Source organism: Sediminibacterium roseum, from assembly GCF_009939005.1.
GTDB lineage: Bacteria > Bacteroidota > Bacteroidia > Chitinophagales > Chitinophagaceae > Sediminibacterium > Sediminibacterium roseum.
Window position 1 is genome coordinate 1760546 of sequence record NZ_JAACJS010000015.1, and the last position, 16420, is coordinate 1776965.

Annotated in this window: 14 protein-coding genes; 8 read left to right on the top strand and 6 right to left on the bottom strand. The window is 42.4% G+C overall.

The window, feature by feature from the left end:
* The first annotated feature begins 14 nt into the window (after positions 1-14).
* From GWC95_RS18855 to GWC95_RS18890, 8 genes are all read left to right on the top strand, one after another.
* Entirely contained in the window at positions 15-692 is a 678-nt protein-coding gene (locus GWC95_RS18855; protein WP_161820257.1) for a response regulator transcription factor, read from the top strand.
* The gene (locus GWC95_RS18860; protein WP_161820258.1) at positions 689-1957 is read left to right on the top strand and encodes a sensor histidine kinase; all 1269 of its coding nucleotides are present in this window, start codon (positions 689-691) and stop codon (positions 1955-1957) included. Before GWC95_RS18855 ends, GWC95_RS18860 begins: the two co-directional genes overlap by 4 nt.
* On the top strand, positions 1950-3200 hold the full coding sequence (locus tag GWC95_RS18865; protein WP_161820259.1) for a TolC family protein: 1251 nt from the start codon (positions 1950-1952) through the stop codon (positions 3198-3200). Before GWC95_RS18860 ends, GWC95_RS18865 begins: the two co-directional genes overlap by 8 nt.
* 6 nt (positions 3201-3206) lie before the next feature.
* A complete protein-coding gene (locus GWC95_RS18870) occupies positions 3207-4145 on the top strand; it encodes an efflux RND transporter periplasmic adaptor subunit (protein ID WP_161820260.1) in 939 nt (312 codons plus the stop codon).
* Between the two features lie 5 nt (positions 4146-4150).
* Positions 4151-7210: an efflux RND transporter permease subunit gene (locus GWC95_RS18875; RefSeq protein ID WP_161820261.1), complete on the top strand. Its 3060-nt coding sequence runs from the start codon at positions 4151-4153 to the stop codon at positions 7208-7210.
* Positions 7211-7238: 28 nt separating this feature from the next.
* The gene (locus tag GWC95_RS18880) at positions 7239-7658 is read left to right on the top strand and encodes a PepSY-like domain-containing protein (protein ID WP_161820262.1); all 420 of its coding nucleotides are present in this window, start codon (positions 7239-7241) and stop codon (positions 7656-7658) included.
* A gap of 32 nt (positions 7659-7690) precedes the next feature.
* The gene (locus GWC95_RS18885) at positions 7691-8698 is read left to right on the top strand and encodes a YncE family protein (RefSeq protein WP_161820263.1); all 1008 of its coding nucleotides are present in this window, start codon (positions 7691-7693) and stop codon (positions 8696-8698) included.
* A 175-nt stretch (positions 8699-8873) separates the two neighbouring features.
* Positions 8874-11288, top strand: coding sequence for a TonB-dependent receptor domain-containing protein (locus GWC95_RS18890; RefSeq protein WP_161820264.1), 2415 nt, complete (start codon positions 8874-8876; stop codon positions 11286-11288).
* Positions 11289-11378: 90 nt separating this feature from the next.
* Here GWC95_RS18890 and GWC95_RS18895 read toward each other — a convergent pair whose 3' ends face one another.
* The 6 genes from GWC95_RS18895 to GWC95_RS18920 all read right to left on the bottom strand — a co-directional run bounded on the left by GWC95_RS18895 (position 11379) and on the right by GWC95_RS18920 (position 16142).
* On the bottom strand, positions 11379-12869 hold the full coding sequence (locus GWC95_RS18895; RefSeq protein ID WP_161820265.1) for a Fic family protein: 1491 nt from the start codon (positions 12867-12869) through the stop codon (positions 11379-11381).
* A 107-nt stretch (positions 12870-12976) separates the two neighbouring features.
* Complete coding sequence (locus GWC95_RS18900) at positions 12977-13573, bottom strand: hypothetical protein (protein ID WP_161820266.1); 597 nt, start codon at positions 13571-13573, stop codon at positions 12977-12979.
* A gap of 1 nt (position 13574) precedes the next feature.
* Positions 13575-14477 carry a relaxase/mobilization nuclease domain-containing protein gene (locus tag GWC95_RS18905; protein ID WP_161820267.1) on the bottom strand — a complete coding sequence of 301 codons (903 nt, stop codon included), beginning with the start codon at positions 14475-14477 and terminating at the stop codon, positions 13575-13577.
* A complete protein-coding gene (locus GWC95_RS18910; protein ID WP_161820268.1) occupies positions 14467-14811 on the bottom strand; it encodes a plasmid mobilization protein in 345 nt (114 codons plus the stop codon). Before GWC95_RS18910 ends, GWC95_RS18905 begins: the two co-directional genes overlap by 11 nt.
* A gap of 105 nt (positions 14812-14916) precedes the next feature.
* Positions 14917-15813, bottom strand: a complete 897-nt coding sequence (locus tag GWC95_RS18915) for a toprim domain-containing protein (RefSeq protein ID WP_161820269.1) — start codon at positions 15811-15813, stop codon at positions 14917-14919.
* An 11-nt stretch (positions 15814-15824) separates the two neighbouring features.
* Positions 15825-16142 carry a helix-turn-helix domain-containing protein gene (locus GWC95_RS18920; RefSeq protein ID WP_161820270.1) on the bottom strand — a complete coding sequence of 106 codons (318 nt, stop codon included), beginning with the start codon at positions 16140-16142 and terminating at the stop codon, positions 15825-15827.
* Between the last annotated feature and the right edge of the window lie 278 nt (positions 16143-16420).

Below are 16420 nucleotides of genomic sequence, written 5' to 3' on the forward strand. Positions count from 1 at the left end.
TAAACCAGCTACACTTGAAGATCCTCATCATTGAAGACGAACCAGCCCTTAATCAGAGCATGGCAGCTTTCCTGGCGGCGGCAGGATACCTGTGTGAATCTGTATTCACCTACAAGGATGCGCTCGAAAAGATTGATTACCATAGTTACGATTGCATTGTGCTGGATATCATGTTACCAGGCGGCTCAGGTCTCGACCTGCTGAACTACCTGAGACAGGATAAGAAAAATGATGGGGTAATTATTATATCCGCGCGCGGATCCCTGGAGGATAAAATAGAAGGGCTACAACTAGGCGCGGACGATTATCTCATCAAACCATTCCACTTCGCCGAACTCAGTGTAAGGATCGCAGCCATCATTCGGCGCAAGAGTTACAATGGGCAGTCTATTGTTGCAGCAGGTGACATACAAATAGACACCACCAGCAAGTCCGTCCTTATTAACCGGAAAAGCATCGACCTTACTCAGAAAGAGTTTCAACTCCTGCTGTTCCTTGTGGTGAATCGCAACCGCATCCTTTCTAAAAACTCGATCGCGCAGCATCTCTGGGGTGACCAGATGGATTTCCCCGACAATTACGACTTTATATATTCGCATATCAAGAACCTGCGCAAAAAAATACTTGCGGCAGGCGGTGAAGATTCCATTAAATCGATGTACGGTGAAGGATATAAAATGCAGTTGCCATGAAATTATTTACGAAGTATAACCGTGTCAACATCACAGCTACGATCCTGACCTTTGTTGTGGGTAGCGTGGCATTTTATTTTGTGCTTGATTATGTTTTGACAAGACAACTTGACCGTGGCTTACGGGTAGAACAACAAGAGGTAATTGACTTTGTGAAAGAACATAACCAGTTACCTGAATTACTTGCTTCCCGGCATCAATGGATAGAAGCTGTTCCAACGAATAGACCCATCGAAAATCCAAAACCCCATACTTCGAAAGCGTATAATAAATTAGAAGATGAAAAAGAGCCCATACGCCAATTGTCTTTTACAGTAAATGCCGGTGGCAAACTATATATGGTTTCTGTCAATCAGTCTAAAACAGAAACAGAGGATCTTTTGCAATTGATCATACTTGTAACCGTATGCATGATTGCATTTATCCTGTTATCTAATTACCTCATTAACCGCAAACTCATCACGCGGCTGTGGAAGCCTTTTTATACGACCATCGACACTATCAAAGATTACCAGCTTGCTGTAAAAACACCGCTGCAGCTTTCAAAGCAAGACATTGATGAACTGGACCTCCTCAACGATTCGTTGAATAAAATGACCACAAGAATTTACCAGGACTACGTGGCCCTAAAAACGTTTACAGAGAACGCCTCCCACGAAATGCAGACACCGCTGGCCGTGATCCGGTCCAAAGTAGAATCTATGCTGCAGCTTGCAGAGGGTAAAGAGTTATTCATTCAGCAATTACTTACAATAGAAGATGCTACCTTAAAATTATCAAAACTTCACCAGTCACTGTTACTGCTAACCAAACTGGGAAACAGGCAGTTTGAATTAAGCGAAAACATCAACCTGACACAAATACTACAGGCCAAACTTGCGGAGAGGGAAGAGTTGATCGAGGCGCAGGAGCTGACCGTAGCTGTCACAGCAGACGAAGTTTGTTTAAGTTTTCATAAGCACCTGGCAGAGATAATGATCAATAACCTGCTTAACAATGTGATCCGTTACACACCGATGCATGGAACAGTCGCCATCAGCTTGAATGACTATTCACTTTCGATCAAAAATTATGCAGCTGATGGCCCACTGAATAAGGAAAAAATATTCCAGCGTTTTTACAAGGAAGAGCAATTAGCGGAAAGTACTGGCCTTGGGCTGGCAATTGTAAAAGAAATTTGTACGCTTGCCGGATTTACAATCGCCTACAATTATGCATTCCATGAACACGAGTTCATCATTTATTTTAAACAAGGATATGAATAAGAAACTGAATTATATTTTTTTCACGATCTGTTTTGTATCATTCTCGCTTTTGGCAAATGCACAAGACCGTTCGCTCGAATATTACCTGAATGCGGCTGCGCAGAACAGTCCCCTTCTTAATGATTATAACAACCAGAAATTAGCCAACCTGATCGATAGCTTACGCATCCAGGCAGCAACAAAGCCGCAGGTCACGGCCAATAGTACCAACAGCTACGCGCCTTCATTCGGCGGCTTCGGGTATGATGGCGCTGTAACCAATGGTGCAAATTTCAGTCAACTGATCACAGTTTCTAAAGACTTTACAAGAAAAGATTACCTGAACAGCCAATATGAAGCAATCCGCCTGTTGAATGAATCATTAACCATCACGGGTAAGATTTCTGCGCAGGATCTGATCAAATCCGTAACTGCACAATACATCACCGCTTACGGTGATTGGCAGCAGGTAAGTTTTAATTCGGAAATGCTCGCCCTCTTCAAAAAAGAGGAATTGATCTTAAAAAATCTGACCGAAAAAGGTGTGTACAGGCAAACAGATTATTTAAGTTTCCTGGTCACCGTTCAGGCTCAGGAAATTCAGATTGCGCAGGCGAGACTGCAATACCAAAATGATTTTGCGACCTTGAATTATCTCGCTGGCATCACGGATACCACTACGCTTCCCTTGCCTGCGCCGTCAATTGAACTGGCCCTCTTGCCTGATGCACAAAGCACTGTCTTCTACCAGCAATACACAATCGACAGTTTGAAATTGCGTAACAGTGATGCCTTGATCGACTATACCTACAAACCAAAAATTAGCGCGTATGCTGATGGAGGCTACCTGACCGCATTCCCTTCAGATTTTTATAAAAATTTCGGTGTTAGCGTAGGACTAAATATTGCGATCCCAATTTACGATGGTAGGCAAAGAAAAATGCAACATGATAAAATTGCGATCTCCGAAAGAACGAGACAGGGCTATCGTGATTTTTTCAGGAAACAATACGATCAACAACTTGCACAACTCAGCCAGCAGTTAAAAAATACGCAGGCTCTTATTGACCAGTTGAACAGCCAGATCAAATACACCGAAACGTTGGTGGAAGCGAATAGAAAATTACTCGAAACGGGCGATGCACGTATGGCGGATTATATCCTGGCCATCGGCAATTATCTCAACGCGAAAAACACCATCAGGCAAAACAATACCAACAAATTACAGATCATTAACCAGATCAATTACTGGAATAAAAAATAAAAGAACATGAGATTAGTAAAACATGCTTTGGCGGTTTTTATTTCATTACTTTTTTTGGTTGCCTGTAAATCCGGCGATAAAAAAGAAGCGGCACCTGCGGCAGAAGAAGCCGCAGCAGGAGGTGCAACGCCTGTGACACTTACCGAACCAGAGACAGGCGATATGTCGGACAGTGTTGAACTCAACGCTGTATCTTCCTATCGATTAAAGACATTTGTAAAATCAAGTGCCAACGGTTACTTGCAATTAGTAAATGCAGAAGTTGGGCGCTACGTTATTAAGGGGCAGGAACTCTTCGTCGTAAGAACGAAAGAATCGCAAAGCCTGGGCAACACCATTACCAAACTGGATACATCCTTACATTTCGACGGCTCCATTCATATCAAATCACCTGGCACAGGCTTTATCACGCAGATCAATTATCGCTCTGGCGATTATGTGCAGGATGGAGAACAGCTACTTACGATTACCGACACCAAAAGCTTTGTATTCATTCTTTCGCTTCCTTATGAACTCCGGCCATACCTCGCTTCCAATAAAAATTTACAATTAACGCTTCCGGATAAAACCCTGCTGAATGGTTATGTGGAAATGGCGATGCCGACGGTAGATTCAGTATCACAGACACAGAATTTTGTGATCAGGGTGAATACTGAAAGGCAGATTCCTGAGAACCTGATCGCAAAAGTAAATATCGTTAAGCAATCCAGGCTGCATACAGTTTCCTTATTGAAATCAGCAGTACTAACTGATGAAGTTCAGAGCCAGTTCTGGATCATGAAAATGATAGACAGTGTTACCGCAGTAAAAGTTCCCGTAACAAAGGGAATGGAATCAGTAGATAAGGTTGAGATCCTCTCTCCCAAATTATTGCCGACCGATAAAATACTACTTACCGGTAACTATGGTTTAGGAGACACAGCAAAAGTAACCGTCATCAAATAATCCACATGCGTAATTTCTTTACTTCCTACAAGAACCCGTTAAGCGTGATGGCCGTGATCATCATCATGGGTGGATTATTTGCCTACAGCAAAATGCAAACGGCACTTTTTCCTGAGATCACTTTTCCGAAGATCAAGATCATCGCTGATGCGGGACAGCAGCCGGTAAAAAAAATGATGATCACCGTTACACGGCAACTGGAAAATGCAGTGAAGCAGGTGCCTGACTTAAAAAAGATCCGCAGCATCACCAGTCGCGGCAGCTGTGAAATCTCAGCGTACATGGACTGGAACGCGAACATTGATATCAGCCAGCAACGCATTGAATCAAAGATCAATGAAATAAAAAACACGCTTCCACCGGACATACAGATCACAGTGGAGCGGATGAATCCTTCTATCCTGCCTATCACAGGTTTTTCACTTGAAAGCAAAACACGTTCGCCAATAGAAATGAAATTACTGGCGATGTATACCATCAAACCTTTTTTATCGCAGGTGGATGGCGTATCTGAAATACGCGTGATCGGAGGAAAAGAAAAAGAATATTGGCTTGTGTTGAATGTACAGAAAATGAACACACTCGGTATTACCCCGGACATGATCAATACAGCGCTCAGCCAGACTAATTTTATTAAATCCAACGGATATTTATCTGATTACCGTTTGCTGTATCTCACTGTAACAGATGCTGCAGTTACTTCCAAAGATCAGCTTGCCAATCTTGTGATCAGTAACAACAGCAGGCGCGTGATTTTGCTAAAAGATATCGCGGACCTGCAGATCCAGGAAGCGAAAGAATACATCAAGATCAATGCAAATGGCCGAGAAGGTGTATTACTTGCAGTAATCAAGCAGCCCAATGCGAACCTGGTTGCATTAAGTGATCAGATGGATGCCAAACTCGCTGACTTAAAAAAGATCCTCCCGAAAGATGTTACCATTAACCCTTTTTATGAGCAGGCTGCTTTTGTCAAAGACTCGATCAAAAGTGTAACAGACAGTTTGATGATCGGCCTCGCACTTGCGATTATTGTAGCGATCATCTTCCTGCGTTCTTTCAAAGCCAGTGCGGTGATCCTGGTCACGATCCCTGTTATCCTATGCCTGTCCATTATATGCCTCTTTGCATACGGGCAGACTTTAAATATCATGACACTTGGCGCATTGGCCGCTGCCATTGGCCTCATCATCGATGACGCGATCGTTGTTGTGGAGCAGATCCACCGGACACATGAAGAACATCCGGGAGAACCTACTACAACACTTGTGCAAAAGGCAATCAAATATTTATTGCCGGCAATGGTCGGTTCATCCTTGAGCACCATTGTAATCTTCCTTCCTTTTGTACTCATGAGCGGCGTTGCAGGCGCATATTTCAAAGTAATGACCGATACGATGATCATCACTTTGGTCTGTTCTTTTTTTGTTACCTGGCTTATACTGCCTGTCATCTACATTTTCTTTACACGCAAAGCGGGTATTGTAAATTCATTTAAACAGAAAGCCAAACCGCATAATGTAAAGAACCAGCGTTGGGTTGGATTTTTTATACGCCGTCCATGGATCAGCTTGGTGATGATACTGGGTCTCATCTTTTCGATCTGGTTCATCTATCCAAAACTGGAAACAGGTTTTTTACCGGAAATGGACGAAGGAAGCATTGTTCTGGATTACACATCGCCGCCCGGTACATCATTGGAAGAAACCGACCGGATGTTACGACAGGTTGAAAAAATCCTTGTCACTATCCCAGAAGTGGAGGCCTACAGCAGGAGAACAGGCACACAGATGGGTTTCTTTATCACTGAACCCAACAGCGGCGATTATCTTATACAGTTAAAAAAAGAAAGGGATAAATCAACGGACGATGTGATCGCCGATATCCGCAAAGCAGTTGAATCTTCGCAACCCGCACTCCGTATAGATTTCGGGCAGGTTATCGGTGATATGCTCGGTGATCTCATGACATCAGTGCAGCCGGTTGAAGTAAAAATATTCGGTAACGACATTTCAAAATTACAGGAACTATCCAAACAGGTTTCCGATGTGGTAACCCATGTGGAAGGTGCAGCAGATGTGTTCGATGGCATCGTGATCGCGGGCCCGTCCATCAATATTGAACCCAATGCTACGGCACTGGCGCAGTATGGTCTTACGCCTTCTGCTCTTCAGTACCAGTTGCAGTCTTCACTAGAGGGAAATATTGTGGGATCGGTCTATGATCGGGAACAACTCAGTAATATCCGTCTGGTGTACCCTGGCAACAAAACATTAAGTGTTGCAGACATTGATAAGATTCCCGTGTTTTTGCCTAACGGCAGACTGATGCCGATCAACCAACTCGCAAACGTACGCATCAACACTGGTGAAGCTGAAGTGGAACGTGAAGACCTGCAATCAATGGGCGTAGTTACCGCACGTCTTGAGAACCGCGACCTAGGCAGCGTGATCAAAGACATACAGGCAGAAGTATCTAAGAAAGTAGTATTGCCGCAAGGTTACGCAATTGTTTATGGCGGCGCTTATGCGGAACAACAACAGTCGTTTAAAGAATTGCTGATGATTTTGATAACGTCTAGTTTATTGGTATTCGGTGTGATACTATTTCTTTTTAAAGATTTCAGGATCGCGTGTATCATTTTACTTATCGCCGTGCTGGGTATCAGCGGAAGTTACATGGGTTTGTATTTTACCAATACACCATTGAATGTGGGCAGTTATACAGGCCTTATCATGATCGTTGGGATCATTGGGGAAAACGCAATTTTCACCTTCCTGCAATTCAGGGAATCCCTGGCTGAATCGGGAGACGCAGATCAATCCATCATCTACTCCATTTCCACCAGGCTCAGGCCCAAACTAATGACTGCCCTCGGCGCCATCATCGCGCTTATGCCCATTGCGTTGGGTATTGGTACGGGTGCACAACTTCACCAGCCGCTCGCCATTGCCGTGATCAGTGGGTTCATTGTTGCACTGCCATTGCTATTGATTGTACTACCGAGTTTAATAAGATTGACCTATAAACGTAAAATTCAGAATCTCTACAAAATGGATACTTAGGTTTGAGAAACAATAAAAAAATACTATTATGAAAAAGATTTTCTTAGGACTCGCCCTCATCGTTACCATCGCAGTGATCGCACAGAAAACAGGCGGCGCTCCGGATGCAGCCAAAGCAGCTTTCGCAAAAGCATATCCAAATGCAACAAAAGTGAAATGGGAAAAAGAAGATGGAAATTATGAAGTTTCTTTTGTACAGGGTGGAAATGAACTATCAGCTATCTACAACCCGAAAGGTGTATTGCAGGAATCAGAACAGGAAATGAAAGTAAATGAATTGCCTGCAGCCATTATGACCTACATGAAAGAACACTACAAAGGCATTACAGTAAAAGGTGCTGCCAAAATTACCAAGGCAGACGGCAGCGTGAATTATGAAGCGGCAGTAAAAGGAAAAGATGTACTCTTTGACGCGAATGGTAAATTTTTGAAGGAAGCAAAAGATTAAACACATTCATATCACCTAAATCAACTACTACCATGAAACGCAGCACCTTCTGTTTACTCGCGCTGTCTTTACTGACTGCATCCGTTAATGCCCAAAGTGGTTACCACCTTGTGAAAACCATTCATATTGCAAGTCCCGGCGGCTGGGACTACCCTGCTTCTGATCCGGGATCCAATAAACTATTTCTCTCCCACAGTTCGCAGGTTAACATCGTGGATAAGACAACCGGAGATTCAGTAGGTGTAATAACAGGCACTACCGGTGTTCATGGTATTGCTTTCGCAAATGCATTTGGCAAAGGATACACCAGTAATGGAAGGACCAACAATGTAACCGTGTTCGACCTGAAAACACATGCGATGCTGGGACAGGTTGCCACGGGAAAAAATCCGGACTGGATCATGTATGATGCATTTTCAAAAAAGATCATTACCAGTGATCATTCTGCGGGAAGTCTCACGGTGATTGATCCGGCAACAGATAAAGTGGTGGCAACTATCATTGTTCCCGGTACCCTGGAAACTATCGCCAGCGACAACGCAGGTAAATTGTTTGTGAATGTGGAAGATAAAAACGAGATCGTTGCGGTGGACATTGTAAAGAACGAGGTGATCGCCCATTGGTCACTTGGTTCTGCAGAAGGACCGACGGGTCTTGCTATCGATACAAAAACAAAAAGGCTGTTTGCTACCTGCGACAAAGTAATGGTGGTGATGGATTGCACCAACGGAAAAATAGTTGCGCAGGTTCCCATCGGTGATGGTTGCGATGGTGCCGCTTTCGATCCTGCTACCAAAACGGTTTTTGCTTCTAACGGTGAGGGTACTATGACAGTAGTTAGCGAAGTCAGCGCAAACGAATACAAAGTGACCGAAACAGTGAAAACAAAAAAAGGTGCACGCACCATTACAATTGATGAAAAAACGCACAGGTTGTATTTACCAACTGCCGATTACGAGCCAGTACCGGCAGATGCACCTAAGAACACCAGGGCCAAAATGATTCCAGGTTCTTTCCAGGTGCTTGTTTATGAAAAATAGTCTCATGTACAGGTAGTTTTGATAAACGAAGGGGTTCCGTAAATACGGGCCCCTTTTATGATGTCTTGGCTGCACGTGAAATGTATGTGAAGCGCGTTGGTCCATTATTATATAATGGATAACAATTCAAATTCTCTCCAGATTCACCATTTACTTTCGTGCGACAAATTAATATATGAATACCAGAAATTTACTCGCTGTTTTATTATTGTGCTTTAGTGTTCTTTCAGTTGAAGCACAACAATCTACTTCAACTGTGCTGGGAACTATTGTCGATAAAACATCAAAATCTCCTATAGAATTTGCCAATGTGGAATTGCTGAATCCCAAAGACAGTATGGTGATCAAAGGGATGGTTACGGACAATAAAGGAAAGTTCTCATTTGATCAGGTAAAAAACGGCACCTATCTGATCCGCTATAGTTTCATTGGTTATGAAAAGACCGTAATTGCGGTTACCGCTGACAAAGGGCGAATCAATGTCGGATCATTACCCATTACCTTGCTCAACGTGGCAATGAATAATGTGACTGTTACTTCAAGTAAACCGCTTCTCAATACATCCATCGACCGCAAATCTTACGATGTTACAAAAGATATTATGGCGCAAAGCGGAACGGCAAGTGACGTGCTAAAAAACGTGCCATCTGTTGAGGTTGATATCGAAGGAAATGTTAGCCTACGCGGTTCGGGCGATGTGATGATCCTGATCAATGGACGCACTTCACCATTGCTGGGCAAACTAAATAAAGCGGAAGTGCTTCAGCAATTTCCTGCCAATACAATTGAAAGAATTGAAGTAATCACCAATCCTTCTGCACGTTACAAACCCGATGGCACTTCCGGCATCATCAATATAGTTTTGAAAAAAACGGTAAAAGGCGGATGGAACGGCAGTGTAACTGCCAACGCTGGAAACCGCGACCGATATAACGCTAGCGCAACCCTGAATTACAAACCCGGCAAACTGAATATTTTCGGCAATTATGGAATAAGGCAGGATAACAGGCTCAGAACCATCATTACCAGCAGGGATTATCTTGACGCTACAACGCATGCTACAACAGGTTATTATTCTGAAGATGGAAGCTCGGTTACCAATCCGCTAACACACTTGGCAACATTGGGTTTTACTTATGCACCGGATAAAAACAACAGTTTCGGTTTGTCTGGTAACTACCAGAACCGCGATCAGTTAAAGAACGATATTAACACTAAGATTTTCTCTGATAAAAATCACGTTTACACAAGCTACTTCGATCGCTTACGCGTAGATCCCGAAACAGAAAAAGAAAAAGATGCTACAGCATTTTACGAGCACAATTTTCCATGTGAGGATCATACCTTACGTGTAGAGTTTAATGTGTCTTCTTCTAAAGAAGTGGAAAACAATGCGTACAAAAATATTTATCATGCGCCGGGTAACAGTACCTCGCTTGACAACAACCGTATTTTCCAGGGCGATGACCAGCAGCAATTAACCGTTGATTATTCTCATGTTATCAATGAAAGCTCCAAACTGGAAGCCGGCTATTCCGGTTCCTTCAATCAGCAGGACTTTAATTTCTATTTTGAAAATTACGATAATAATGCCGGCAAGTTCCTTGCGGATAAAATTAAAACCAACCAGTTTCTTTTTAACCAGTCAATCCATGCCCTGTATGGAACTTATCAGAAGAACTATAATAAGTTTGGCTATTCACTTGGTTTGCGCCTGGAGGAAGCCATCGTTAAAGGATACCAGGTTACTAAAGACACTTCAATCAAAAACGATTACCTGAAATTGTATCCGACTATTCACCTCGCATACGAATTAACCGGCACAAGTCAGCTGCAGTTGAACTACAGCCGGAGGGTACACCGTCCCGAAGGCGATGACATCAATCCTTTTCCTGAGTACCAGGATCCATATAATGTAAGAGCGGGTAACGCCAAGTTGTTACCAGAGATTATTCATTCTGTTGAATTCGGATACAAATGGCAGAATAAGAATTTTTCCTTTGTACCAAGCCTATACTATCGCTATAAACAAAATGGATTTACGCAGGTAACTGTTGCATTAAATGACAGCGTACTACTCACTACACAGCAAAATCTTTCAAACGATCAGTCTGCTGGACTGGAATTGATTTTTTCAGCAAAAGCCGGTAAATTCTTTTCTTCCAACCTTAGTACCAATTTTTTTTACAACCAGATCAATGCTTCTAACTTAGGGTATTTTGATAAAAAAACGATTATCTCATTCAGCACGAACTTCAACAGTACATTTACGCTTACGCCGACAACAATGATTCAACTCAGCGCCAATTACCGTTCGGCGCGGCTGACACCGCAAGGCAAGAACTATCCCTCCTTCGTAATGAATACGGGCATACGACAGGATGTTTTTAAGAAAAAAGTTTCCATCATCCTCGCTGTCTCTGATGTTCTCAAATCACAGCAACAGAAATCAGAACTCAATACTACTTATTTGAAGCAAATCAGCATCCGCAGAGCAGATCAACCAGTGATTTATTTAGGAGTGAGTTACCGTTTTGGAAAGCTGATCAAAAAGCCGGAGGATAAACTTCAGTTTGATAACGCCCAGTAAGGGATGCTTTCTTTTCACCAGCAAAAAAACATGGATAAATAAGGATTCACTTTGCTTTCAGTCTTGTATAGCGGTTTTTTAATTGCAGTGTTATCGCCTAAGTGAACGTCTTTGCTTTTGAGATTGTTCATCGAGTTTCAGATATCCTTCTTTGTGTGTTAAAAACGCATTGCTTTGAGTTAAGAATTTTTCCATTTGATCGAATTTTTGCTGATTTACCTGGCTGCTGAAGGTCCAAGCTTTCTGAAGCATTCTTATGTAAGCATCCCCTTCTCTCAGCTTGGTCAGTTTTTTTATCGCGCCCATATAATCTTCACGATAAACTGTTGGGATAATGATTTTTGCCAGTTGTTGTGAGCTGAGTTCGGCATTCATCATTACACGCGCTATTCTTCCATTTCCATCCAGAAAGGGATGCACTTCGCTTACAAGGAACATCATGTACGCTGCTTTGGCAAACGGGTGGCGTAAAATACTGTACCACTCATAGCCTTTCTTAAGCGTTCCTCGTACGAGTTCTTTATCTACAAATTCTGTATTACCTGCGCGGTTATTCTTGTCTTTGAATTCACCTGGATTTTTTGACGCTCGCGCGCTCAAAAGTATTGCGTGCCTTTCTTTTAGCAGATTGAGAAAATGATCGGGGGATGTCGGGGTTACCGCCATTTCCTTCTGATTCGAAACAATCTGGTAAGTTCCCAAAATATCATGCGAATCCTCATCGCGCGCCGGAATCGGCATTTCGGTTGTAATTATCTTTTTTGCTTCATCCAGCGTAAACTCGGTTCCTTCTATATAATTGGAGAAATAGCCTTCAAAAAATGCAAAGTTATGATATGCCTGCGTTGTTCGATTTTCTTCCGGATAATCTGGGTATTCTCGTTTAATCAGTTCATGGTAAAGGGATTCAAACAATTCGACTCTATCGGGATCTACCGGTTCGCCCAACACTCTTGATTTTGCGATGGGACTTATAAGATTTTTAGAGATCCCGGTGCCGAGCATGGCGGATACCAAACGGGTCAATTCTTCCGCTTCTTTTTCCATGCCCAGTTTTGGCGCAATTTCTTTCGCTTTGTCTCTTATTTGATTGAGTGCTTCTTCCCCTTTGACCCGGATGAATTTTTCGATTTTTTCTTCCAGCTCCTGGCGTGGCAGGGCTTTGGATTCTTCACCAGTTCCTTTGGTTCTTTGAAGATTTTCAAGATAGGCTCGTGGTAGGCTGGAGATTCGTAAATTTCCAAAGAATAGCGAATCTTCATGTAATGGACCTGGGCCGCTGATAAAGTGTAAAGTGAGACCTGGAAGCTCTATACTATTTTTACTTTTACGGGTAAGGTAAAGATGCCCGTTTGAAGTCGGTATATGATCCAATGCACTGCGATGGCTCAACTGCGCATCGGGAAATAATTCTGAGACCAGGTGATACCAGTTGCGCCGGATAATTTTTTCCGGTGGATCAGTAAGATTCGAGGTATATATTCTTGGTGCGATTTTTCTTACCAACCCCTCACGTTCCAGATTTCCGATTTCTTTCGAATTTTCGGCAGTTCCGATAAGTATTTCTTTCAATTTGTTCATGGTAATATTTGTCTCCTAAAACCCAACCAAGCCACGCAAATGGAAATAATTTACCCCATAAGTCTGCGTTTTGGAAATAATTTACCCCAAATATAAATAAATATCCCCTAATTTCTATTTTTCGGCTTACTTTTTCCATTCTTTTGGAGGCTTAGCCGAACTGAATCAGTTAGAAGTTGAAGCTGTTTTTCTGCGCTCACAACGTTATTTCTAAAATTGTCATTATCTATATTAAACAGACTATCGATTCGGTAGGTTAACTTTACGACACCTTCATTACCGAACGCCCTTAGATACCGGTATTTAATACTGTTTTCATTATACCAACTTAATCTATCGTATGTACGCATCCAACCACCGGCGAACAATAGCGTAATGAAAGCCAGACCTACGGATAACCAAACACCTTTGTGAAGTACGTGCTTGTGTTCAATTTTATTGTCTTTAATTGCTGATATCTCCTCATGCAGCCTTGCGATATTTTGGCTCAACTCTTTAACCACATTTCTATCCAACAAAAACTTCGCGAGTATCTCTTTTTTTAAGCTGGCTATTTCATTAGTGATAGCTGAGTAGTCTATTTGTGGTCTTTGGTCTAGGGCTGCATGTAATAATATTTCCATTCCTTCAAACCTTTCCACTACGGATTGCATAAGTAAATTCTGCGTATCATCATCCCTGATTTTTAATTCATTCTTATCCATATTATAATCGGTGTCGTTTGCGTTTCTTTTTCAAAAACTCGGAAGGAAGTTGATTGTATTCCTCTTCAGGTTTCAGCAATTCTCTGGCCATATCCATCGCACGTGCGACAGCCCATGCTTTGAGATCAATCTTAGTTCCTGAGTGGCTCATATTAAGAATTTGTTTTTTCGCCTTGGATTGTTCCAATTTCTTACTCAGCATTCCGTAAGAAAACGAACGATCAATTTCTGAACCTTTATACTTGAATTTACCTTTGGTGAAACTAATTCCCTGCACCTCATTTGTTTGGCCTTTGAACTTATATACCAGCCCGATTTTCTCTACTTTCAACAGCACAGCCAACTCATCCATCGATCTGCATTTGGGAAGCAATTCGGTAATGGCCTGAAATATTTCATAACGGGTAGCATCGAAATCGTTCATGCGTTCCATCTGTGTCCGTTCCAGATCTTTTTTAATCGCGGGAACTAGTCCGTATTCCTGTGTCAATTGTTGGGCTATTTTCTTTCCCCGAAGTCCCAAAAAATTATCCTTGATTGTACGCCCTTCATTGTCTACCCGGTTGAACAAAATATGTGCATGTGGGTTGTTCCGATCATTGTGCCTTACCACAACAAACTGTGTGTTCGAAACCTGTATCCTTTTCAAATATTCTAATGCGATTTCAGACATCTTTTCGTTTTGGATGTCCTCACCGGCACACCAGGATAATATGATATGTTGGACCGGTGATTTTAGACCCGGATTTAATTGCCGCTGAGATTCCAAATCTTCAGCCATTAGGACATGATCATAATCCCTGACTCCTTCCGAAAATATCACTTCTGCCCGTTCGCGGTTACTGCACAAATACCTGCAAGCGCCAGCGAATGATTTACCCGGTTTAATTACCTTACTGATCATCGCGCAATCTGTTTAAAATATGGTGCAATTCACCCTTCACTTTTTCAAAAAATAGCAACGCAGTAAGTAGGCCCTTTTGATGGGCGAGTTTGGTTAGTTGATTGATGTTATTAGCCATTCCTCCCAATTGTTTTTCCAGTTGCTTGTCAACTGGATGTGGCCTTGCTTTTACATATCCTTCAACGGCCATTGTCCGGACATATACAGTGATCTTCATTCCGGCTTTTGTTGCCTTTTGTTTCACAATAAAATACTCGGCTTTCGTAAATCTCACACCGGTAGCTGCCTCTCTTTTTATTACCTTCTTAGGTCTACCGCCTTTACCGTTACCCATTTTTACTCACAGTTTTCTGCGTCATTTCTCTTTTGCGACCAACGGGAGAAAAAGCAAGCGGAAGCGTTTTTGTGCAACAAAAACACCGCTTGCTTTAAAAAATAACTATCTGCCTATTCTTCTTGACTGGCTTTGATGCTGAGACTGAATCTTGCTCACATACCACTCATTGAGATCCTTATAATCTTTGTAACTGCGACTCTCATCAATTACTTTTCCTTGACTTCTTTTCTCTATCGCCTGTACACATTTTCTACCGGCAGCGTCGTTATCCAGATACAAATGAATTCGTTCGTATTTCTCCTGGAGCAATAAACTGCGAGTGAAAAAAGAAAGGGAGTTCAGTACAAGAATGTTCGTTGGTTTTACGAGTTGCGGGGTCTGCATGGAGCGCCATGTTAGAAAGTCAAAGAAGCCTTCAAACACCGAAATATTATCAGCCACATTATTAAACCAGGTTACATATTTTGGTGCGCTGCTTCCTTTGAAGTTTTCGGAGCGCAATTCGTAACCACCGCAATTGTTTTTAAAACCAATTGCGGCGAACCGTTTCCCGGCGTTTTCATATAGCACCTGCTTACAGAATTTTGCAGCAACTAATTTGTCAATCTGACGTCGGTTTAAATAACGCAAAAGAAACATATCGGTGATCGATTGATCGACACGGATAATCTGGATGGAATTTGAGGCATCGACCTGGGATGTAACATGCGCTTGGAAAATGGGGTCGGGTTGGTGGATGCTTCCTGATTCTATTTTACTTAATGCATCTGTAAGGCCACATTTAAAATACAGCATCGCAAAGTCTACCAGATTTCCACCTTGACCAGTTCCATGATCGTACCATATATTTTTATTGCGGTTTACTTTGAATGAGGCAGTTTTCTCCGCATGGTTGGGTGACAGGAACCAATAGTTGTTCTGGCGTATTTTCTCCGGTTTGAATCCAAGGGTCGCCATATAATCAACCATGTCAATTTGATTGGCTTGTTGACAATTCATACGACAGCTTTTTACGGGTTAACAGGCGGTTGCATTTGGCGGATGACAAGTTCAATGTCTGCGCGGGAAAAATACCGGCGGGAACGGATCTTGAAACTGCGTAGTTTATCCTGCCTGATCCACGCATACAGCGTTGGCTTGGATACCCGGAAAATTTCGCAGACTTCCGTTGCTTTGAGAAGGGTTTTTTCCGGCATGTCGATACAAGACTGTGGAGTTCCATTCTGCATTGTGGCGAGTTTGGCATCTACAACTTCCGACACGACTACTTTGATCTGTTTCCAAAACTCCGAAGGAGCTACCGGAAATAACATAGGGGTTTCCTGCATACATCACGATTTATCTGTTCACTAAAGGATAGCTGAATATTATGGATCAAATTACCAGTAAAAAAAGCCGGAGTTTCCAAGCCGGTTCCATAACCGGAGTGAAGATGTAATACAGATGGATGTAGGGAGATAAAATAAATGCCAGGTATGGCAAGAGGATTAAACCAGTTCAGTTTTGTCGTTTCCATTCTACACGTTATATCCAATCAAAAAATCACAATCGACCAGTAAAGATAAGTGGCCCGTTAGAACAAAAAGTTGCAAAAATCAACTTTTCA

What these genes read in the sequence shown, in the direction of transcription:
- GWC95_RS18870 (WP_161820260.1), top strand. Translation starts at nt 3,207, where the DNA reads ATGAGATTAGTAAAACATGCTTTGGCGGTTTTTATTTCATTACTTTTT.
- GWC95_RS18915 (WP_161820269.1), bottom strand. Translation starts at nt 15,813, where the DNA reads ATGAATTGTCAACAAGCCAATCAAATTGACATGGTTGATTATATGGCG.
- GWC95_RS18860 (WP_161820258.1), top strand. Translation starts at nt 689, where the DNA reads ATGAAATTATTTACGAAGTATAACCGTGTCAACATCACAGCTACGATC.
- GWC95_RS18890 (WP_161820264.1), top strand. Translation starts at nt 8,874, where the DNA reads ATGAATACCAGAAATTTACTCGCTGTTTTATTATTGTGCTTTAGTGTT.
- GWC95_RS18920 (WP_161820270.1), bottom strand. Translation starts at nt 16,142, where the DNA reads ATGCAGGAAACCCCTATGTTATTTCCGGTAGCTCCTTCGGAGTTTTGG.
- GWC95_RS18885 (WP_161820263.1), top strand. Translation starts at nt 7,691, where the DNA reads ATGAAACGCAGCACCTTCTGTTTACTCGCGCTGTCTTTACTGACTGCA.
- GWC95_RS18905 (WP_161820267.1), bottom strand. Translation starts at nt 14,477, where the DNA reads ATGATCAGTAAGGTAATTAAACCGGGTAAATCATTCGCTGGCGCTTGC.
- GWC95_RS18900 (WP_161820266.1), bottom strand. Translation starts at nt 13,573, where the DNA reads ATGGATAAGAATGAATTAAAAATCAGGGATGATGATACGCAGAATTTA.
- GWC95_RS18910 (WP_161820268.1), bottom strand. Translation starts at nt 14,811, where the DNA reads ATGGGTAACGGTAAAGGCGGTAGACCTAAGAAGGTAATAAAAAGAGAG.
- GWC95_RS18875 (WP_161820261.1), top strand. Translation starts at nt 4,151, where the DNA reads ATGCGTAATTTCTTTACTTCCTACAAGAACCCGTTAAGCGTGATGGCC.
- GWC95_RS18865 (WP_161820259.1), top strand. Translation starts at nt 1,950, where the DNA reads ATGAATAAGAAACTGAATTATATTTTTTTCACGATCTGTTTTGTATCA.
- GWC95_RS18895 (WP_161820265.1), bottom strand. Translation starts at nt 12,869, where the DNA reads ATGAACAAATTGAAAGAAATACTTATCGGAACTGCCGAAAATTCGAAA.
- GWC95_RS18880 (WP_161820262.1), top strand. Translation starts at nt 7,239, where the DNA reads ATGAAAAAGATTTTCTTAGGACTCGCCCTCATCGTTACCATCGCAGTG.